The organism is Coleofasciculus sp. G1-WW12-02 (assembly GCF_040219735.1).
Lineage (GTDB): Bacteria > Cyanobacteriota > Cyanobacteriia > Cyanobacteriales > Coleofasciculaceae > Coleofasciculus.
Window position 1 is genome coordinate 1 of record NZ_JAVJRX010000019.1, and the last position, 21,112, is coordinate 21,112.

Here is a 21,112-nt window from a genome sequence, read left to right on the forward strand (position 1 = left end):
ACCGGAGGGGCAACCATACCCCTCCACCCCGAAAGGGGTATGCTTCTTAAACCGCTACCGCGTGTTCCTCCCTGGTCTAAAGCTTGCCCGATAAGCGAAGCGAAGGGACACAGGGTTTCCCACAACGAAGGATTTTTATGAGGAATTTCATTGGGGGGCAAGTTAAACTGAAATTTTGCACTCCAGCGAGCAATGGGGATTATTGGGAATAATCCAATGGAAAAACCCGGCTTTTTCACGAATACCCTGGTTTTTATTGAGAATCGTGCCAGATGGGAGCTAAGGTTCATCAAAAACCCTTTCTGGGGTTCATCCCACGACAAGATATGTCTTTTTGTGAGCAATCCTACATAGAAAGACTTATTCCCAAATAATTATTCTTAATTTTTAATACTATGGGTTGAGTGAAATCTGCCAGTGAAGACTGGATATTATAAACAAAATTGTTTAAGATAATAGTGTCACTCGCCAAGGCATTCACTGTTGAAGAGGATTATTATCGTGACTTGGCAACGTTACTACATTTATATAAGCTTATTTCTCCTCAGTCTGTTGTTGAACATCCTGCCGATTGAGGGGTTATCCGTGCAGGCGCAAGAGATTGCGCCGAGTAGAAGCCTATCTAGTCGTTCGATAGTGACGGTAAGATTCTCACCGCCACCGACAAGTGAGCAACCCTTACCCGGTAATCGGGAGGGGGGAGGGACTCGTGATGGCGGATGTCCTCAAGATGCTAAAGGACTCAATCTGGCGATTACTTCTGTAATGCCCGCGACTCACCAAGGATTGACCGTGGCTGAACGCCCGACCTTTTTTGTTTACGTTCCTAAAACCACGGCGAAGCAGGCACTCTTTGTGCTTAAGGATAAAAATGAAGATTATTATTACGAAACAACCTTGCCCATGCCCAAACAAGCAGGGATTCTCCGCGTAAACCTCCCGGATGAGGCATCAGGGCTAGAAGTTGGTAAAACGTATCATTGGTCATTTCTGATGATTTGTGGCGAGCAAGTCATGCCAGATAGTCCCGGAGTTCAAGGAGTGATTAGACGGATTAAGCCGAATGGAACATTAAATCAGCTAGACGGAGAACCTCTGCTGGAACAGGCTCTCCGGTATGGGGAAAATGGTATTTGGTTCGATACTCTGACAACCCTGGCTCAACTTAGACAATCTAATTCAGAGGATTCCTCCTTTCAAGTGGCTTGGGCAGACTTGTTAAAATCGGTAGGACTCGACGCGATCGCGACTCAACCCCTGGTTAATTAATAGGATGTAATGATGAAAATATCCCATCTGTAGGGGCGCACCGACGTGCGCCCTTTATCCAATGGTGTTTTTGCTGCCCCGATTCAACGCATTGAGTTGAGCTTGGGCTTTCTGTAGAGATTCATACCATTCCTTTTGCGGATCACTGTCGGCAACAATCCCCGCACCAACTTGTCCCCAAACCGTTGCCCCAGGTTGAGAATTGCCCGATTTACGATACAACAACGTGCGAATCAAAATATTTAAGTCCAGGTTTCCCCGCCAATCTAAATAACCGCAAGAACCATAAAATAAGTTGCGCTTGACAGGTTCAAGCTCTTCAATAATTTCCATACAGCGAACTTTCGGACAACCCGTAATGGTTCCCCCAGGAAATACACCGCGAATCAAGTCTATCGGGTCACACTTGGGGCTGAGTGTACCAATAATATTACTAACCAAGTGCATGACGTGGCTGTAGCGTTCAATACTAAGAAGTTCATTCACTTGTACAGTCCCCCATTCACAAACTCTGCCGATATCATTGCGCTCTAAGTCAACTAACATGATATGTTCGGCTCTTTCCTTAGTATTGGCAATTAACTCTTGGGCTAACTGTTCATCCTGAGTTGAATTAGCGCCCCGTTTTCGCGTTCCAGCAATCGGTCTAGTCTCAACTTTTTTGCCTGATAATTGAATCAATCGTTCAGGTGAACAGCTAATCATTGCCCCCCACGGAGTTTGCCAATAACTGGCAAAAGGGGAAGGATTGATCTGTTGCAACGCTCGATAGATTGACCAGCTATTCAAAGCAGTATACGCTTCAAACCGTAACGACAAATTTGCCTGAAAGATATCGCCAGCTTGAATATAGTTTTTCGCTTGCTGCACCGCTGCTATATAATCGTGCTGAGAGATTTGGAAAATAGGAGTAATGGGATTACTTTTGCCCGGTTTTGGTAAATCCTGTACTCCTATCTCTCTATCAGCTTGTTTTAGCTGACGTTGCAAGGAGTCAAGTTGAGCCGAATCTGTCGTCGCTAACCAGAGAACTTGCTGGTGATGATCTAGCACAGCAAAGGATTCCGGTTCATACCAGTAGGCGATGGGGAAAGGAAGGGAATCGGTGTTTAGTTGGGGGAGTTGCTCAATCTCCCAGGCTAAATCATATCCCAGCCATCCTAACCAACCCCCTGTAAAGGGAAGGAGAGCAGGAACCAGTGATTGAGCCTTTTGCACTTGAAGCAGGCGGCGTAGGAAGGGTAGAATGTCTCCCACAGACGGTGTCCAGAGCTGAGGTTGATGCTCAATAAAGCGAGGAAAACCCGCACAAATAGAATATCGAGCTAGATGGGTATTATTTGGCGTCACGGGGCTTTCTAGGAGAGTAGCAATGTGATAATTTTCAGCCAAGTTTCTTTCTAGAGCTGAATCTCCTGTGGGATGAAGAAATAGCGCCTCGAAGACGTGGGAACCACTACGCTTAGCCAAAGGAAGCTTGCGCCAATGCCAAGGTTGTATGGGTTTGAGGGAGGATGGGCTAGGGAGCATGTCAGGGGCGATGTCGGACAAGTTTTTTCCTTATTTTGCGCCTTTTGGTTACAATATTTTTATACATCAATCCTCTATAGACAATAACAATTTAGCAGTTTCCTGGGCGAGTCAATATACCTATACGTCTTTACGCTAATAATTCGGAAGCAATAGGTTAAACAGAACTTGATTGAAGAACCTGTGTCTATAAAATAGCGGCGATTTTTAAGCCAAAAGGTGATGAATGAATCGATAGCATTTTTCCAAACAGGGCTACCCGAAGGTCCAATTGTAGCGTTTACTATTCTGCTGTTAGTCAGTTTAACCATTCCGCCGTTGTTCGAGCGTCTGGGATTGCCTGGGTTAGTCGGATTGCTGTTGGCAGGAGTCATTCTGGGTTCCAATGGTTTGCAGCTATTGGATGGTGACAGCGAAACCATGAAGCTGCTATCAGATATCGGCAAAATTTACCTAATGTTTGTGGCTGGGCTAGAAATTGACTTGGTGCAGTTCCGCAAGAAAAAACATCGCTCCTTAGTTTTTGGATTAATGACCTTTATCGTACCACTTGTCACCAGTATGATGATTGGACGATTATTTGGTTTTGGGTGGAATACATCCCTGCTGATGGGTTCTTTATTTGCCTCCCATACTCTATTAGGGTATCCCATCGTCCAGCGCTTGGGTTTAGTTGAGAAAGAATCAGTCATTGTTACCATTGGCGCGACAATCTTTACCGATATTAGTGCGCTGCTTGTCCTAGCACTATGCGTTTCGATTAATGCGGGAGAGTTTTCTCTCTATAGTTTGATTCAGCAATTGGTTTCATTAGCCATTTACACAGCCATCGTTTTATTTGGCTTTGACTGGGTGGGGAAGGAACACTTTCGGCGGACGGGAGATGATGAGGGTAATCAGTTTTTGTTCGTACTTCTGGCGGTGTTTCTAGCGTCAGTGGGGGCGGAGATTATTCAGATTGATCAGATTGTTGGTGCATTTATGGCGGGTTTGGCGGTTAATGATGTGGTGGGAAACTCACCCGTTAAAGAAAAAGTGGAGTTTGTGGGCAGTGTTTTATTTATCCCCTTTTTCTTTGTAGACATGGGTTTACTCCTAGACATTCCCGTGTTTGTCGAAAGCCTCACCACCAGTTTTTGGCTAACCCTGGCAATTGTCGTGGGATTGCTGGGGAGCAAATTTTTCGCTGCCGCGATCGCGAAATTCCTCTATCATTACAGTTTTGACGAGATGATGGTAATGTGGTCTCTGTCTGTACCCCAAGTCGCCGCCACACTAGCCGCCGCCTTGGTTGGTTTGCAGGTGGGGTTAATCACGGAAACCGTATTTAACAGCATCATTGTTTTAATGCTGATCACCTCTATCCTCGGTCCCCTACTCACCGGAAAATTTGCCCCGAAACTTCCTTTACCCAAACCCAGCCCGAAAACTAACCAGTCTAAACTGTGGTGGGAAAATCATCGCTTTGAACGTTTAGAGGAACAAGAACCGGTTCCGTTTACGATAGTTGTGCCTGTTAGCAAAAGTCAAACCAAGGGGTATTTGATGGAAATGGCAGCACTGCTAGCGCATCACCAATCCGGTCAAATTATACCTCTATCTATCTCTCCATCTCATACCTACATGGATGAACCCCAGATGCAGGTTAACCTGCGCCAAAGTCGGCGACTCCTGAACAAAGCGCTAACAGTTAGTTCTGAGTTTGAAGCCGAGGCGAAACCTGTACTGCGAATTGAGAATGACATCGCCTCTGGAATTGTTCACACCGCCCGGGAACAAGATGCCAGTTTAATTGTCATGAGTTGGCGCAAAAATACAGGATTGCGGGCACGTTTGTTTGGTACGATTATTAACCGGGTATTTTGGGCATCTCACTGTCCAGTTGCGGTGATGCGACTCTTAGATGAGCCAGTCAACCTGCGTAAAATCTTGGTACCCGCGAAAAACTTCTCGCCGCAGACAATCCGCACGGTGAGGTTTGCTCAACTCCTGGCTGATACCCATCAAGGGGAGGTGAAACTGCTACATGTTTGTCCGGTTAAAACAGCATCCTCCGAAATGGCGGCGATTGAAGACGAGTATATTAATGTGCTGAATGTTACTGGAGATCATGTAAAACCAACAGTGCAAGTGATTCAAAGTGACGATGTGGCGCTGGCGATTCTGAAGGTGGCTCAGTTAGCGGATATGGTAATTTTGCGCTCTTTGCGTCGCCGTACTATTGCTGGGTTAGCGGTGAGCGATATTACCACACAATTGATAAAGGAACTCACCTGCTCATTGGTGTTGTTTGGGGAACCGTATTGAACAGGTATGTTCTTGTTGCGATCGCCTCCTCCTAATCAAGATTTATGAGAAGAGCGATCGCATTCATTTTATCGCTCTACGCCTGCTTTTTCTTCAGGATTGAACCGACTCCCATTGCACCGAATGCCAATACACCCAAAACAGAAGCAGGCTCTGGTACTGATGTTTTGGCACTAACTGTAATCTCCCCAGAATTTCGATCTAATTCAATTGAAGTTCCCATTTGATCGACATTCTCACGCAATCGCAAGAGGCTACCAATCTCTCCAGATAAGAATTGTTCTCCGGTTACGCCCGTACCCCCTCCGACGTTAAAATTACCAAACAGGGTTTGAGTCGAAGTATCAAAATTAAATTGGAAAAAAGGAGATTCAGATACTCCGTCAGTCACCGTATTAAACGACTGGAGCGGATTGTTGTTTGGATCGAAGAAAGAAACCATTAAGGATTGTAGGTTGTTCGTCGCTCCAGCACCACTTTCGGAAATAATGGTTGGAGCTGTGGTTTCGTCGTAGCTGAACATCCCCGTTGCTGAATAACCCGTATCCCCCTGCCAATTAAAGTTGAACGAGATCGCTTGGGCTTGTTGAGCGATCGCCATCGATAAAGCCGCCGAAGTCGCAGCGGTAACGGCAATTTTTGTGAAAATGTTTTGCATGACTTTAATTCAAATGGTGCTGTAAACGGAAAAATATACTATGGATTACTTTACTTCGCCAACGCCAAGGAGTCAAATAAAGATTTGATGAAGTTGCGGTCAAACTAGGAAGTTTTGTGAATCGATAATTAATCTTAAGTTAACCTGGCGGGTTCGATGGGCTGGAAGGGTAAACGCATATTGTCAATAAGCAGGGTTTCTAGCACAATAACTCGGCACCCATCTGTAACTAGGGTCTGCTGAATAAGTCTGGTGGAGGGAGCATGTAGAGACGTGCCATGGCACGTCTGGAAGCCGGGGCTCTCGTATTTACGGATAAAAGTTATGGAACTTATTGCGATCCTTGCTCCGTAAATGCGAGAGTCCGTATACCTGATAATACAAGCCGGGTATGTTCTTGTAGCGATCGCCTCCTCCTAATCAAGATTTATGAAAAGAGCGATCGCATTCATTTTATCGCTCTACGCTTGCTTTTTCTTCAGGATTGAACCGACACCCATTGCACCGAATGCCAATACACCCAAAACAGAAGCAGGCTCTGGTACTGATGTTTTGGCACTAACTGTAATCTCCCCAGAATTTCGATCTAATTGAATTGAAGTTGCTATTTGATCGACATCCTGACGCAATTCCAAGAAGCTACCAATATCTCCAGATAAGAATTGTTCTCCGATTACACCCGTACCCCCTCCTACATCGAAAGCACCAAACAGGGTTTGAGTCGAAGTATCAAAATTAAATTGGAAAAAAGGAGATTCAGAGACTCCGTCAGTCACCGTATTAAGCGACTGGAGCGGATTGTTGTTTGGATCGAAGAAAGAAACCATTAAGGATTGTAGGTTGTTCGTCGCTCCAGCACCACTCTCGGAAATAATGGTTGGAGCTGTGGTTTCGTCGTAGCTAAACATCCCCGTTGCTGAATAACCCGTATCCCCCTGCCAATTAAAGTTGAACGAGATCGCTTGGGCTTGTTGAGCGATCGCCATCGATAAAGCCGCCGAAGTCGCAGCGGTAACGGCAATTTTCTTGAAAATGTTTTGCATGACTCTCATTAAAATGGTGCTGTAAACCAAAGAATATACCATGGATTACTTTACTTCGCCAATGCTAATGAGTCAAATAAAGATTTGATGAAGTTGCGGTCAAACTAGGAAGTTTTGTGAATCGATAATTAATCTTAAGTTAACCTGGCGGGTTCGATGGGCTGGCAGGGTAAACGCATATTGTCAATAAGCAGGGTTTCTAGCACAACAACTCGGCATCCATCTGTAACTAAACCCGCCCCGATGTAGAGACGTAGCATGCTACGTCTCTACTGTTTGGTTTATCCGTAGACTCCCGGCTACGAACTCAACATCAAACACCCGACCTTTTATTTGCAAATTTTATATCCCGATGACCCGCTTATTTGTATTTCCTGCTTCGTGGATTACAGAGGCTTGAGGTTGAAGAACCAATACTAGCAAAAAACCTAATGCAGCAAGAGGAACTAATTTCTCTAGAATTTTTTTCATATTTGTGGCGGTTTACCTGAAAAGGAAGCAGTCAAGCCCGATTATATATCAGTCATTGTTATCATTAGCACAACAATCTTTACTCATCACAGTACAGTTTTAGCCTAATATGAATCCCTACGCTATTATTCATCAAACTCAACGCCAACGAGTCAGCGATGGTATGACGCGATCGCTCCTGGAAGACTGCGAGAATACCCCCCGCATCCTGGTACTCGTTTGGTCTCAACTGGGTGACTTTGACAGCCTCGAATACGCCTTCTGGTTACAGCGAGAGGCTGAACAGTTGCGGGCGAAGGGAATCGCCATTCGCGCTGTGGGGATTGGCAATCTCGATTCAGGAAAACAGTTTTGTCACTATACCGGATTTCCGGCGGAGTGGTTGTTTGTTGATCCAAATGCCCAATTGCATCGCCAGCTTAACCTTTATCCGGGGTTGAATTTTAAACTTCCTGGACTTTCTACCACTCAAACGGCTTGGCTCAACTTATTATTGATGTGTGCGGGTATTGGTAGCCCAGGTACACTGGCTGAAGTGTTTCGCGGTTATCGGGGCGATCGCAACGCACCTCAGCTGATTGGCGATGAGGAAATCATCAAGGCGAAACCCTTACCCCCTCTCAAAGGCTCATTTTTTCAATTCGCTGGGGGAAGTGGATATCAGCGCCCCTTTGAATTAGCTACCTTGAGACTACGGAATATGGTGGAAGTTTTGGGCAATTGGAAAACTTATGTTCCTAATCCCGCCTATATGACACAGCGAGGTGCCACATTCCTATTTGATGCAGACGGTAACGTATTGTATGAACATCGCGATCGCGCAATTCTCGGCTTTGCTGCAAATATGAGTCGCCCCTTATCATTTTTATATGAAAAAGGGTAGGAGGGTAGAAGGGTAGCGATCGCATCGATTCCGGAATAAAAGTGCAGACAATTGGTGATTGAGTAAGAAAGAAAGTTTTATGTAGGGGCGGGTTTTACTATTATCATTTTTTACCTCACCCAGATGTAACGAAACCCGCCCCGATGTAGAGACGTAGCATGCTACGTCTGGAACAGTTCCTCTTCACAGATATACCCTAATCATGAACTATTCTTTTCCCAAACAAAAATACCATATCCTCTGGATTCCTAGCAATATTATCCTCACCCTTCTCACCCTCATCAGCGCAACCAATGCCGAAATAATCCCTGACACAGATAATTTTTCAACCAATACCAACGTTACCAATGGTGTAATTCAAGGAGGAATCAGAGTCGGGAATTCTCTCTTCCACAGTTTTGATGAATTTTCTATTCCGACAAATTCACAAGCCGTCTTTCAACTAAACACCCCAAACCTGGACATAGAAACTATTATCAGCCGCATCACGGGTGACAAGATATCCCTTATTGATGGCATCATTGGTGCGGATGGCACAGCTAACCTAGTGCTGATTAATCCCAACGGAATTATATTTGGTGCCAATGCTCAACTCAATATCGGTGGCTCTTTCTTAGCCAGTACCGCCAACAGTGTTATCTTTCCTGATGGCAGTGAATTCAGCACCACCAATCCCCAATCACCGCCCCTTTTAACCATTAATGTACCAATTGGCTTGCAGTTTGGTTCCAATCCGTCGCCGATTATTCATCAAACAAATAGTAACTTATCAGTAAACCCCGGTCAAACCTTGGCACTTGTGGGCGGAAATTTATTATTAAATGGAGCAAATCTAACAGCAGCGCAAGGGCGAATTGAATTGGGGAGTGTGGCGAGTTCGGGACGAGTTAATCTGACTCCTCTAACCACAGGTTTTGCCTTGGACTATTCAGATATACAACAGTTTGGCACCATTGACTTAACCAATGGAACCGCTGTCAATACCAGTGGTTTAGGTGGTGGCAAAATTCGGGTTCGGGGAGGAGAAGTCACCCTGACTCAAAACTCAAACCTAGTGGCGGAAACCCTCGGTAATGTGAACGGCGGCGGGATTGATATTCAGGCGAATCAGGTGAAACTGCAACAAGGTGCGTTTGCTTCTACCTCTACATTTGGTGCAGGTACAGGAGGAAATCTTACCATTCAGGCTGAGCGAGTGGACGTGACTGGTACAACCCCTCTAGAACCCTCACAGCAGTTTCTATCCGGAACCTTTGACCCATTTAATTTAAGTAATGGTTTATTTAGTTTTAGTGGTGGACAGGGTGATGCTGGACATTTAACCCTTGAAACCAATCAATTGATTGTACAAAATGGCGCGACTCTCATCACCACAGCCTTTGCAGAGGGGAATGGTGGTGACTTAACCTTAAACGTCTCAGAGTTCGCAGATTTAACCCGTGGGTCTCTCTTACTAACCGGAACTACGGCGAAAGGAAACGCCGGGGATTTCCAAATTACCGCGAATCAGTTGCGAGTGCTAGAGGGTACATCATTAAGCACCACACCTAGCGCGATGAGTCAAGGTCAAGGGGGGAATTTAACTGTAACGGCTGAATTCGTGGAACTCAGAGGAACCCCAGCCAACGCCGTTGTTCCAGGAGGGTTGTTCACAGCTACCCTGGGTGCAGGGGATGCGGGTGATTTTACCCTAAATACAGGTCAACTCATTGTTGCTGATGGGTCACAAATCTCAGCCGCTGCGGCGGGTGGAGGACGGGGAGGAAATCTCCGGGTTAACGCCGATACGGTGGAATTGAGGGGTGTTTCTGCTGATGGTCAGTTTTTGAGTGGTTTGTTTACCTCGTCATCGCTGTTAACCGTAGCAGGACAAAGGGGAACAGCACCCGCCGGAGATTTAATGATTACCACGCGACGCTTAAGTGTGCGGGATGGCGCTCAAATTTCCGCCGCTACAGGGAGTGCAGGTACAGCCGGAACCTTAAATATCAATGCTTCTGAATCGGTAACGGTGGCGGGTGTGGCGACGGGTGTTGCTCCCTCTGTCGAAGGAGTCTCCTTTGGCATTATTGGTGATGGTATCGTACCGAGTGCAATTGAAGCCAACACCAGTGGTGCAGGCGGTGCTGGGGATTTGCAGATTCAAACGGGACGGTTAAATGTGTGGGATGGCGCGGAAGTTGGCGTCAGGGGGACAGCATCGGGTGCTGCAGGTAATTTAGATATAATAGCCGATTCGATTTGGCTGGACAATCAAGGGGCAATTAGTGCAGCTACAGTGGCGGGGACAGGGGGAAATATTCGACTCGAAGCATCGAATGTGCTACTGCGGCGCAATAGTCGGATTACGACGAATACAGAGAACAGTGATGGGGGTAATATAACAATCGATACCAATACTCTAGTCGCGATCGATAATAGTGATATCACGGCTAATGCTCGTCAAGGTCGAGGCGGTCGTGTTAGTATTACGGCTCAGGGTATTTTTGGCATTCAGTTTCGGGATGAACTTACCCCAGATAGCGATATCACCGCCACATCAGATTTAGGACCACAATTTAATGGTCTGGTGACTTTAAATATTCAGGGGATTGACCCGAATCGGGGATTAGTTCAGTTACCGGAAAATTTTACTCAACCCAGTAATCAAATTGCCACAGGTTGTGTCGCTGAAACAGGAAATTCCCTTGTCATGACTGGACGAGGTGGACTACCCGAAGACCCCAGCCAAATTTTACGCGGTCGAACCCTTTGGCAAGATTTGCGTTCTCTTGATTTGGATGAAGAAAATCTGGGGGAGACGGGACGTGCAGAGAATCGACAGCAATTCCCATCGATAGGTTTTTTGGGAATCGAATCCTCACTTTTAACGACCTCACCAAGAAAGAAAATACATCCAGAGAAAAACTTGACCCCTGTGGAAGCTCAAGGATGGGTGATTGATGCAGATGGCAATGTCGAACTGGTGGCTAATATGCCCAATGATAGACTGGGTGTTGTTGATTTGCCCAGAATGTCTAATTGTTATTAAATAAGACGGTAGGTTGGCACTTTTATGCAGCAAAGACTATTTATCTGGTTAACAGGGAATCTGTTTGTGGGTCTGCTGGCTTCGACTAGTATGGCTCAATCCCAGGTTATACCCGATGATACATTGCCCCAAAATACAGTTGTCACTAAGAATGGTAATATTACTGAGATTCAAAGTGGGACAAGAGTAGGGGATAATCTCTTCCACAGCTTTGAGGAGTTTTCTGTTCCTGAACGTTCAACAGCATTTTTTAATCTGGAAACGATAAATCAGGATGTACAAAATATTATTAACCGGGTTACAGAAACTAAGCTATCAGAAATTAATGGCACAATCCAGATTAACAATACAGCTAATTTATTTTTAATTAATCCTCAAGGCATTCTCTTTGGCGCGAATGCGAAACTCGATATTAGCGGCTCATTTTTAGCCAGTACTGCCAATAGTATCCAATTTCCAGATGGGCGTGAATTTAGCGCCACTAATTACTCAACCCCACCCTTATTATCAATTAATGTTCCCATTGGCTTGCAATTTGGTTCAAATCCGGCTCCTATTGAGAATCAATCGACTGGTGGCTTACAAGTTAAACTGGGTCAAACCTTAGCCCTAGTCGGTGGTGAACTGCGGTTTCCGGGAGGGCATTTGACAGCCCCCCAAGGGCGAATTGAATTAGGTAGCGTTGGTGAGAATAGTTTCGTCCAGATTACGCCAACTATTAATGGCTTCACTCTGGGATATGAGGGGGTAGAGAATTTCCAAGATATTCACCTTTCCCAACAATCTGTCGTAGACGCCAGTGGTACAGGTGGCGGTTTTATTCAAGTCCAAGGCGCTCAAGTGAACCTGACACAAGGGTCACAAATTCGTGCAGATACACGGGGTAATATTAACGGTGGTGATATTACGATTCAAGCTGAACAATTGAACCTCCAAGAGGGCGCTTTTGTTTCCGCGTCTACCTTTGGTGATGGCGCGGCTGGTTCGTTGATGGTGAATGCTTCATCTGTGGAAATTATTGGGACGAGAAATCTACAAGAGGTGTTGGATAAGCTTTTTAAGACAAGAACCATTACTCTAGATGAGTTGGGTAGTGGTCTATTTTCTCTAAGTTTCGGTTCTGGTGCTGCGAATCACTTAATTATTAATACTGAAATATTGAATGTGCGGGAGGGAGGTTTTATTTCCACTTCTTCCTTTAGCACGGGTTCGGGCGGCGATATGATAGTGAGGGCATCTGAATCGGTGGAACTGGTGAGTTCAGAACTGTTTGCTGATAGTTATGGGCAGGGAAATGCGGGTAAATTGACCGTACAAACCCGACAGTTAATAACTAGAGACGGGGGTGGAATATTTAACTCTACGTTTGATACAGGGCGTGGCGGAAATGTGTTGATTCAAGCATCGGATTCTATTGAACTGATTGGTACAACACCAGATGGTCGATTCAAAAGTGCTATTGCTTCTAATGCTTTTGAGGATGCGACTCAAGCCACGGGAAATGTGAGCATTGAAACTCGACGCTTAATCATTCGCGAGGGGGCGGGAATTGGCGCGGCTACATTCGGTACAGCTCAAGGCGGAACGGTGAAGATTCAGGCGTCAGATAGTGTGGAACTGATTGGTACTTCAGCGAATGGTCGAGAATTGAGTAGTTTGAATACACAAAGTTTTGGCAAAGGCGCTGCGGGTGATATTGAAGTCTATACTAGACAATTAGTGCTGCGGGATGGCGGAGTTATCTCAACCACGACGCAAAATGCTGGGCGGGCGGGACGATTGGTGGTTAGAGCATCGGAGTTTGTGGAACTGAGTGGTATTTCCGCCGATGGTCAGTTTTCCAGTAGTATGCGCTCAGATGCGTCTTCTGATTCTGTTCCCAGTGGCTTTATTCCGCCACCTCGGACTGAGGTATTGGGGAAAGCGGGGGATGTGACGATTGAGACAGGACGTTTAATTATCCGAGATGGAGCCGAAGTCACGGTTAATGGGGAGAAGTTAGCCGCCGCAGGGAATTTGAGAGTTGATGCTGACTTGATTTGGTTAATGAACGGTGGTGCAATTTCAGCGACTACGCGGGCGGGGACAGAGGGAAATATCATTCTGCAAACGCAGAATTTGTTGCTACAGAATCAGAGTCAAATCAGCACGAATGCTGAGAATGCTAATGGTGGTAATATTACAATTGATACAGGTAATTTAGTGGCACTTAATAATAGCGATATTAGTGCGAATGCTCAAGCGGGAGCAGGGGGTCGGGTTACGGTTAATGCGTTTGGTATTTTTGGTACGCAATTTCGAGAAGCGTTAACTCCAGAGAGTGATATCACGGCGACATCAGCACTTGGAGCTGAGTTTAAAGGTAGGGTCAATATCAATATAGAGGAGATTGATCCCAATCAAGGATTAGTCCGCTTACCCGAAAACTTTACTGAACCCAGGAACCAAATTGTCACAGGTTGTGCTGCGGATCAAGGCAATTCTTTTGTGGTGACTGGACGGGGGGGTTTACCTGAAGATCCCACTCAAACTCTGCGAGGTCGAACCATTTGGCGGGATTTGCGGACGCTGGTGTTAAATGAAGATGAAGGAGATCAGGTAGAGACGTTCTCTGGAACCTCTGGGAGCGGGGCTAGTAGAGACGTGACCGTGGAACCTCTGGGAGATAGGGGAGAATCTCCTTCTGAGCGTCGCTCGTCTATTGTAGAAGCTCAAGGATGGATCATTAATGCTCAAGGTCAGGTTGAGTTAGTGGCTCATGTCCCTGAGGTTAATCCCCACAGTCCCTGGTATAAATCAGCAACATGCTTAAATGAGTAATCACCATGTTGTCATGGCGATTAAAATCGCTGCTACACAAACAAAGTCCGCCTGCGCGGACTGGATTAGAAAGGGGATAGTTAAACCGGATTTGGTATTACTCAAAACTTTTTCATCCTTTCCCTCAGATCATGTCCAGCTTTATTGTTCGCCTATCATACCCATAGTTATTGGTACAGCAGCATTAAAAGCATTACCCTTCTACCCCCTCACCAAGATGCAATGACAATGCTATTGGATTTGATATTATGACATTGTTGCCCCGCATCAGACTGAAAACAGTTATTATAAGGCGATCGCGAACTCAAACAATAGCGTCAGTCTCCTCACGGCTCAAGGCTTTCAGTCGCTGTATCGGGTTAGGATTACTCACATTGTTCCTGATAACGTGGGTTTTTCCCACCCAAGCGCAGTATCCGCCGATACCGCTTACAGAACTAACTCAGACTCAATTCTTGAGTAGGGAACAGGGAATAGGAAACAAACAACAGGGGGATTTGAACTCAGTTCAAGAGAATGACAATGCTTTAACTCAACTTGAACAAGGCAAAGCTCTCTACTCGGCGGGGCGTTTTTGGCAAGCGATTACGGTTTGGCAACAGACGATGCAAGCTTATCAAGATCGAGGCGATCGCATCCACTATGCCCTTAGTTTAAGTTATCTCTCCTTAGCCTATCAAGAGTTGGGACAATGGCAGGAGGCGGAACAAGCGATTACCCAAAGCTTAAATCTAGTCGCTAATCTCCTCAAACCCACCCGCAATCATCAACGCCTTCTCGCTCAACTTCTGAATACTCAAGCCAGTCTCCATTATGCTCAAGGACAAATGGAAGCGGCTTTAGAAACGTGGAAACAGGCAGAACAGGCGTATCAAGAGGCGGGTGATCAAACGGGTGTATTCGGGAGCCAAATTAACCAAGCGCAAGTCTTACAAGCATTGGGACTCTATCGGCGATCGCAGATTACCTTAGAGCGAGTGAAAACCCAGCTCCAAACTCAACCCGATTCCTTACTCAAAGCCGCCGGATTACGAAGTCTGGGCGTTGCGTTGCAAGTGGTGGGTAATCTAGAGGAATCACAACAGGTTTTGCAACAAAGTTTGGCAATAACTCAGGGTTTCGATGCAATAGCTGACCAAAGTGCGACGCTATTTAGCCTGGGAAATACAGCGAGAGCGCAACAAGACTTTGAAGATGCGATCGCCTATTATCAACAAGCCGCCTCAACAGCAACCACCCCTCTGACTCAAGTTGAAGCCCAACTCAACCAACTCAGCCTGCTGATTGAAACCCAAAATTGGACAGACGCCCAAACCTTAGTCCCCCAAATTCAAGCTGAATTATCTAATTTACCCCTAAATCGGGCGGCGGTTTATGCTCAAGTGAATTTCGCCGAAAGCTTGATGAAAATGGGAAGCCATGTAGAGACGTTGCATGCAACGTCTGGGAGCCAATCTGTAGGGGCGGGTTTGACTGATAACGTTACCCAAGAAACCGCTAACTTGACTAAACCCGCCCTACCTAGGGAACAGGGTATAGTATCTCAATCTCCACCCAATTTTACCGGCGCTAAAGCGCAACTACAAACGATCGCACAATTATTAGCCAGAGCGATTCAACAAGCCAGACAGCTTAATGATAAGAGATCTGAATCTTACGCCCTCGGTCAATTGGGACATCTTTATATGCAGACACAGCAGTGGTTAGAGGCGCAAAGGTTAACTGAGGAAGCATTAAGTTTGGCGCAAGGAATACAAGCCACTGAAATCACCTATCGTTGGCAATGGCAATTGAGTCAGATACTCCAATACCAAGGTAATCTGACAGGCGCGATCGCGGCAAATCGGGACGCGGTTTATACCCTGCAATCCTTACGCAGTGATTTGATGGCGATTAATCCTGATGTGCAATTTTCTTTTCGGGAAACCGTTGAACCCATTTATCGGAATTTAGTGGAATTGCTCTTAAGCAATCAGCCCACACCAGAACAGCTTCAACAAGGGCGTGAAACCATTGAATCCCTAAGATTGGCGGAATTGGAGAACTTCTTCCGGGAAGCTTGTTGGCAAGTTCAACGCCAAACCATTGACCAGATTGATCCCCAAGCTTCAGTCATTTACCCGATTATTTTACCGAATCATTTTGCCGTTATTGTCTCCCTACCCGGAAAACCCCTGCGCTATTTCCAAACGGAGTTAGCTCAAACTCAAATAGATAGTACCATTGAGCAACTCCTACAAGCCTTAAATCCAGCTTGGTCAAACAAAGAACGGTTACGCCTTTCCCAACAACTTTATGATTGGTTAATCCGACCGATTGAGACTGAGTTAAGGGAGAATGAGATTAAAACCCTCGTCTTTGTTTTGGATGGTGCTTTACGGAATTTGCCCATGGCGGCGCTTTACGATGGACAGCAGTATCTGATCGAGAACTATAATATTGCTTTATCCCTAGGATTACAACTAATCGAGCCGCGATCGCTCTACCCGAAGCAACTAAAAACCTTAACGGCTGGACTTAGCGAGGCGCGGGATGGTTTTCCGGCTCTCCCCGCCGTGGAGTTGGAAGTGCAAAGCATCGCCGCACAAATTCCTTCGACTATCCTCCTGAATCAACAGTTTACCCCTCAAACTCTGCAAGAGCAAATTGAGGCGAATCCATTCCCAGTGGTTCACTTAGCGACTCATGGACAGTTTAGCTCCAAAGCAGAGAACACCTTTCTACTCACTTGGAATGGTCGCATCAAGGTGAAAGATTTGGATCAACTCCTGCAAGTCAGACAGCGACAGGATACCAACCCGATTGAACTCCTTGTCCTCAGCGCTTGCCAAACGGCGACAGGGGACAAGCGAGCGGCTTTGGGACTTGCGGGATTAGCCGTGCGATCGGGCGCTCGTAGTACCCTAGCAACCTTGTGGTCAGTTAATGATGAATCGACGGCTCAGTTAATGGTTGAATTTTATCGACAACTCACCCAATCTCAAGTCAGTAAAGCCCAAGCCCTGCGTCAGGCTCAACTTACTCTCCTACGTCAATCTAATTATCAGCATCCCTTTTACTGGGCGCCCTTTGTCTTAGTCGGAAATTGGCTTTGACTCAAATCCTGTTCCCTGTTGCCGATTACCTCATATTTACAAAAATAAAGATAGGTACGGCTCATCGAACGTTATGATACGATACTTAGTATTAAAAACTCATGAGGGGTGTGACCCCACACTCCAAAATAAAAACTAACTGTTATAAGGGGTGACACATCCAGGGTGGTAGGTACTCTCTAATCCTTCAGTTGCTCTACTAGGGAATTGGTATGCTCAAAAACAAATAGACAAATTGTAATGAGTTTAGTATAATATCGGTCTTATTTGTCTGTCTTTGATGGGATGCCGCTTAAAATCCCTGTGATGCACTACAGCTCATTCTTCTTCACGAGGGTTTTTTATCATGGCTTGGAAATATACACCTCAACCTCTTGCACTCGTTTCAGTCAGTCTTTTCCTGAAGCTTCTACTGGTTGGTAATTTACCAGTACCATTACATGCTCAAACCATACCCCTGTCTCACACAGCCAGTGTGACCTTTATTCCTCAAAGGCAAGGAACCCCCAGAGATTCAGCCGGGGGAGCCTCACGAGATGGTGGTGTATGTCCCAATGACATAAGTAATCTGGGAACATCAGTTACGCCCTTTGAGTTAGCGACAAATCACGGATTTACGGTGGCGGAACGTCCCACATTTTTTGTTTACATCCCACCAACAGTGGCTCAAGACGCTGTATTTATTCTCAAGGATGAAACAGAAGATTATTTCTACAAAAAAACCGTATCACTTCCTAAGCACAGAGGTTTAGTCAGCTTTAAACTGCCCCTTGATGCACCAACCCTGGAAATTGGCAAGACGTATCAGTGGTCGTTTTTGCTAATTTGCGGACAATCCCTGAGACCTGATAGTCCTAAAGTAGAAGGGAAAATTCAGCGCATTCAACCTGACCCCGCCTTACTCAGCAAGCTTCAGCCATGGTCTCCTGTGGATAGAGCGGCTTTTTATGGAGAGGAAACTATTCAGTAGAGCGCCGCTTGATGTCACCACCGTTCGCGGGAGCAGGGGGAGCTGGGGGAGCAGGGGGAGCAGGGGGAGCTGGGGGAGCAGGGGGAGCTGGGGGAGCTGGGGAAGCTGGGGGAGCTGGGGAAGCTGGGGAATGCTCTTTCTCCTGTAATAGCTTAGGGAGCAAGCAATACGCCCCAGTTTGTATCGAACTGCTCGAAACGATAATTGGCAAGGGTTGTGGCTTAAGTTGACACGGATGACGCGACCTGCGCCCTCTTCATCGACGTGGGATGAAGAAGACCCAAAATCTATCTTTGGGCATTTTTTATTAATTAGTTATCTGTGAGACCATAAGTAAGTCATTGATCATAACGTAAATAGCAATAGTTTTATTCAGCCTATACCTCTTTGCAGAAAGTCTCTGAAGGAGATTTAATTAGCTAAAGCCGAATTTAAAACTAAAAAGGAGGAAACTTGAACTTTGCAAAGGAGTTGACAAACCACTCATTTGGGTATTATTACTTGGTATTTTTTGGAGTCACTCTTGCCCGATACTTTATTATCGCTGGGGGAGCCTACTGGCTCTTTTATGTCGTTCTGGAGAAGTTCCTCGCTACACAGAGTTTGCGTCTGAAGCCTCTGATGAGCGCTTCGATTAGAAATGATATCAAATTATCAGTTCTCTCGGCAGTGATTTTTGCCTTTTGTGCAGCGCTAATTATATCAGAGTACGGTTTGGGAGTAACGCTCCTTTACACTAACCCAGATGAATATGGACTGTGGTATATAGGAGTTAGCTTTGTTGCGGTGCTTCTCCTCCAAGATACGTACTTTTACTTTATCCATCGCCTCTTTCACCACCCTTTGCTTTTTAAATGGATGCATTCTGGACACCACCGTTCGGGAGAGCCAACACCATGGAGTTCCTTCGCATTTGACCTACCAGAAGCAATTATACAATCACTCTTCTTTGTAGCGATAATCTTTATCGTTCCCCTCCATTTTATCACCTTGGCTACTGCACTGATAACGATGACCGTATGGGCAGTGGTATCTCATTTGGGATTCGAGCTATTTCCCTCATCATTTCCTCACCACTGGCTGGGAAAGTGGTTTATCGGGGCAACTTATCATTCGATACATCATCGCCAGTACACTGTACACTACGGATTGTACTTCACGTTCTGGGACAAGCTGCTCGGTACTTAACTGCCTTGGATGTTTAGCCGACACCTCCTAATTAAGGTGTTGGTGCTTGGCGCGAAGGGATAGTTTTAAAGAGCGGAATGTGGGTTAATCAATATCGTTGACAATGAGTGCATTCCATCACAAGTTATTTCAATTTAAACTGCTGAGAATCATTGGGTTATGCTGCAAAGACTATATGTACACAACTTCAGATGCCTAGAAAACTTTGAACTAACTATAAAAGAAATGCCATCTGTTCTGTTGGTTGGAAAAAATGGTTCAGGTAAATCAACTATTGCCGATGCATTAGAGGGACTTCAGAAAATTAGTCAAGGTATTAATAGAATGCGAGACCTTGAAGAATTAAACCTTATTAGCCCAAAAGATTTCGCTCGGGGAAGATCTGATGTTCCGATTCGCTTTGAAATAGAAGTATTCCTTGACAATAAATTGTACAAATATGTCCTGGCATTGGAGTTGCCAGAAAAATTTAGAGAACTGCGAGTTTCTGAAGAGCAATTGCTAGTTTCAGGAGAGCCAATTTACTCTCGAAAAGAAGCCCAAGTCATTCTTTACAGCAGCTTGCAAAATCGTGAGGCTCAGTTTCGGTTAGATTGGCATCTTGTTGCTCTTCCCGTAATTCAGGAGCAATCTGAGACTGACCCACTTCATATTTTCAAGACTTGGCTGGCTCACATGATCATCTTAGCCCCAATCCCAAGCTTGATGACAGGAGATTCCAAGGGCGACACCTTGGAGCCAAGGCGAGATGGTTCAAACTTTGGAGAGTGGGTTTCTGGATTACTCAGTCGCTATCCTGCTGCCTACACACGGGTTGATAGGTATCTCCGAGACGTTATGCCAGACATTCAGGATTTTCTGAATGAATTAATTGGCAAAGACTCCAAAAGCATGATTGTTCGGTTTGAAGCAAATAGTGCAAATCTGAATGTTGACTTTAAAGACTTATCTGACGGCGAAAAATGCTTTTTTATTTGTGCTGTGGTCTTAGCTGCCAACGAATTTTATGGACCACTTTTTTGCTTCTGGGATGAACCTGAAAACTATCTATCATTATCAGAAGTTGGTCATTTTGTCATATCATTGCGACGCTCATTTAAGCAGAAGGGACAAATTTTATTGACATCACACAATGAGGAAGCCATCCGAAAGTTTTCAGATGAAAATACTTTTGTACTCGATCGAAAAAGCCACTTGGAACCAACTTTGATCAGATTGCTCCGTGATATGCGCGTGACAGGTGACGTGACAGGTGATCTGATAAATACCTTGATTTGTGGCGATATAGAGCTATGAGTCCAAATCAGTATAAACCTCACATTCTTGTATTACCTGAAGACGATGCGAATCGCCAGATTGCCAACGGATTTATTCAATCTCCAAACCTTAATAACCGTGCTATTCAAGTCCTGCCGCCTGCTGGTGGGTGGCAAAGAACTGTGGAGCAATTCACGAACGATTATGCGCCTACAATGCGAAAATTATCACAAAGAATGATGGTTTTACTCATTGACTTTGATAACCGTGAAAATCGGTTAAGTTATGTAGAGAGTCAGATTCCAGATGTTCTAAAAGAAAGAGTATTTATTCTGGGAGTGCAATCTGAACCTGAGAATTTAAAGCGAGACATCAACAAGAGTTTTGAGGAAATTGGAGACGTTCTGGCACAAGACTGTTCGGATAAGACGAATGAGTTGTGGGAACATGAGCTTCTCAAACATAACAAAACTGAGTTAGAGCGGATGATTGTATCTGTTAAACCATTTCTGTTTAATTAAAAGCGTTTGACCCTAAGTTACCAGTTTTGGCTGACAAGTTATCCGTAAAACCCGCCCCTACAGACGGTC

16 protein-coding genes are annotated in these 21,112 nt (G+C 45.4%); 12 read left to right on the forward strand and 4 right to left on the reverse strand.

Translation table 11 applies throughout. The features are described from left to right. The first annotated feature begins 501 nt into the window (after window positions 1-501). On the forward strand, window positions 502-1,269 hold the full coding sequence (locus tag RID09_RS02595) for a DUF928 domain-containing protein (RefSeq protein WP_446334393.1): 768 nt from the start codon (window positions 502-504) through the stop codon (window positions 1,267-1,269). Window positions 1,270-1,323: 54 nt separating this feature from the next. On the opposite strand, the gene RID09_RS02600 is transcribed toward RID09_RS02595, so the two are convergent. After that, window positions 1,324-2,799 (reverse strand): anthranilate synthase component I, encoded by a 1,476-nt coding sequence (locus RID09_RS02600; RefSeq protein ID WP_446334446.1) that lies wholly within the window; start codon window positions 2,797-2,799, stop codon window positions 1,324-1,326. A gap of 222 nt (window positions 2,800-3,021) precedes the next feature. Here RID09_RS02600 and RID09_RS02605 point away from each other — a divergent pair, with 222 nt between their 5' ends. Further along, the gene (locus RID09_RS02605; RefSeq protein ID WP_446334394.1) at window positions 3,022-5,106 is read left to right on the forward strand and encodes a cation:proton antiporter; all 2,085 of its coding nucleotides are present in this window, start codon (window positions 3,022-3,024) and stop codon (window positions 5,104-5,106) included. A 76-nt stretch (window positions 5,107-5,182) separates the two neighbouring features. Here RID09_RS02605 and RID09_RS02610 read toward each other — a convergent pair whose 3' ends face one another. From RID09_RS02610 to RID09_RS02620, 3 genes are all read right to left on the reverse strand, one after another. Further along, window positions 5,183-5,764, reverse strand: coding sequence for a PEP-CTERM sorting domain-containing protein (locus tag RID09_RS02610; protein ID WP_446334395.1), 582 nt, complete (start codon window positions 5,762-5,764; stop codon window positions 5,183-5,185). Between the two features lie 461 nt (window positions 5,765-6,225). Beyond that, window positions 6,226-6,807 (reverse strand): PEP-CTERM sorting domain-containing protein, encoded by a 582-nt coding sequence (locus RID09_RS02615; protein WP_446334396.1) that lies wholly within the window; start codon window positions 6,805-6,807, stop codon window positions 6,226-6,228. Between the two features lie 134 nt (window positions 6,808-6,941). After that, window positions 6,942-7,067, reverse strand: coding sequence for a hypothetical protein (locus RID09_RS02620; RefSeq protein ID WP_446334397.1), 126 nt, complete (start codon window positions 7,065-7,067; stop codon window positions 6,942-6,944). 320 nt (window positions 7,068-7,387) lie between these two features. Between RID09_RS02620 and RID09_RS02625 the strand changes: the two genes are divergently transcribed. The 10 genes from RID09_RS02625 (at window position 7,388) to RID09_RS02670 (ending at window position 21,043) form a co-directional block, all read left to right on the forward strand. Beyond that, entirely contained in the window at window positions 7,388-8,161 is a 774-nt protein-coding gene (locus RID09_RS02625) for a peroxiredoxin-like family protein (protein WP_446334398.1), read from the forward strand. 202 nt (window positions 8,162-8,363) lie between these two features. Then, a complete protein-coding gene (locus RID09_RS02630; protein WP_446334399.1) occupies window positions 8,364-11,192 on the forward strand; it encodes a two-partner secretion domain-containing protein in 2,829 nt (942 codons plus the stop codon). Between the two features lie 24 nt (window positions 11,193-11,216). After that, window positions 11,217-14,012 (forward strand): two-partner secretion domain-containing protein, encoded by a 2,796-nt coding sequence (locus RID09_RS02635; protein WP_446334400.1) that lies wholly within the window; start codon window positions 11,217-11,219, stop codon window positions 14,010-14,012. Beyond that, window positions 14,005-14,238 (forward strand): hypothetical protein, encoded by a 234-nt coding sequence (locus RID09_RS02640; RefSeq protein WP_446334401.1) that lies wholly within the window; start codon window positions 14,005-14,007, stop codon window positions 14,236-14,238. The genes RID09_RS02635 and RID09_RS02640 overlap by 8 nt, the downstream gene beginning before the upstream one ends. A gap of 22 nt (window positions 14,239-14,260) precedes the next feature. Further along, window positions 14,261-17,107 (forward strand): CHAT domain-containing protein, encoded by a 2,847-nt coding sequence (locus RID09_RS02645; protein WP_446334402.1) that lies wholly within the window; start codon window positions 14,261-14,263, stop codon window positions 17,105-17,107. Between the two features lie 346 nt (window positions 17,108-17,453). Then, window positions 17,454-18,077 (forward strand): DUF928 domain-containing protein, encoded by a 624-nt coding sequence (locus tag RID09_RS02650; protein ID WP_446334403.1) that lies wholly within the window; start codon window positions 17,454-17,456, stop codon window positions 18,075-18,077. Window positions 18,078-18,088: 11 nt separating this feature from the next. After that, window positions 18,089-18,307, forward strand: a complete 219-nt coding sequence (locus RID09_RS02655) for a hypothetical protein (protein WP_446334404.1) — start codon at window positions 18,089-18,091, stop codon at window positions 18,305-18,307. 223 nt (window positions 18,308-18,530) lie between these two features. Next, window positions 18,531-19,265: a sterol desaturase family protein gene (locus tag RID09_RS02660; RefSeq protein WP_446334405.1), complete on the forward strand. Its 735-nt coding sequence runs from the start codon at window positions 18,531-18,533 to the stop codon at window positions 19,263-19,265. A 159-nt stretch (window positions 19,266-19,424) separates the two neighbouring features. Then, window positions 19,425-20,561, forward strand: a complete 1,137-nt coding sequence (locus RID09_RS02665; protein ID WP_446334406.1) for an AAA family ATPase — start codon at window positions 19,425-19,427, stop codon at window positions 20,559-20,561. Further along, entirely contained in the window at window positions 20,558-21,043 is a 486-nt protein-coding gene (locus tag RID09_RS02670) for a hypothetical protein (RefSeq protein WP_446334407.1), read from the forward strand. Before RID09_RS02665 ends, RID09_RS02670 begins: the two co-directional genes overlap by 4 nt. Window positions 21,044-21,112: the final 69 nt, after the last annotated feature.

What these genes read in the sequence shown, in the direction of transcription:
- RID09_RS02635 (WP_446334400.1), top strand. Translation starts at nt 11,217, where the DNA reads ATGCAGCAAAGACTATTTATCTGGTTAACAGGGAATCTGTTTGTGGGT.
- RID09_RS02605 (WP_446334394.1), top strand. Translation starts at nt 3,022, where the DNA reads ATGAATGAATCGATAGCATTTTTCCAAACAGGGCTACCCGAAGGTCCA.
- RID09_RS02620 (WP_446334397.1), bottom strand. Translation starts at nt 7,067, where the DNA reads ATGCTACGTCTCTACATCGGGGCGGGTTTAGTTACAGATGGATGCCGA.
- RID09_RS02615 (WP_446334396.1), bottom strand. Translation starts at nt 6,807, where the DNA reads ATGCAAAACATTTTCAAGAAAATTGCCGTTACCGCTGCGACTTCGGCG.
- RID09_RS02625 (WP_446334398.1), top strand. Translation starts at nt 7,388, where the DNA reads ATGAATCCCTACGCTATTATTCATCAAACTCAACGCCAACGAGTCAGC.
- RID09_RS02600 (WP_446334446.1), bottom strand. Translation starts at nt 2,799, where the DNA reads ATGCTCCCTAGCCCATCCTCCCTCAAACCCATACAACCTTGGCATTGG.
- RID09_RS02640 (WP_446334401.1), top strand. Translation starts at nt 14,005, where the DNA reads ATGAGTAATCACCATGTTGTCATGGCGATTAAAATCGCTGCTACACAA.
- RID09_RS02610 (WP_446334395.1), bottom strand. Translation starts at nt 5,764, where the DNA reads ATGCAAAACATTTTCACAAAAATTGCCGTTACCGCTGCGACTTCGGCG.
- RID09_RS02650 (WP_446334403.1), top strand. Translation starts at nt 17,454, where the DNA reads ATGGCTTGGAAATATACACCTCAACCTCTTGCACTCGTTTCAGTCAGT.
- RID09_RS02630 (WP_446334399.1), top strand. Translation starts at nt 8,364, where the DNA reads ATGAACTATTCTTTTCCCAAACAAAAATACCATATCCTCTGGATTCCT.
- RID09_RS02670 (WP_446334407.1), top strand. Translation starts at nt 20,558, where the DNA reads ATGAGTCCAAATCAGTATAAACCTCACATTCTTGTATTACCTGAAGAC.
- RID09_RS02645 (WP_446334402.1), top strand. Translation starts at nt 14,261, where the DNA reads ATGACATTGTTGCCCCGCATCAGACTGAAAACAGTTATTATAAGGCGA.
- RID09_RS02665 (WP_446334406.1), top strand. Translation starts at nt 19,425, where the DNA reads ATGCTGCAAAGACTATATGTACACAACTTCAGATGCCTAGAAAACTTT.
- RID09_RS02655 (WP_446334404.1), top strand. Translation starts at nt 18,089, where the DNA reads ATGTCACCACCGTTCGCGGGAGCAGGGGGAGCTGGGGGAGCAGGGGGA.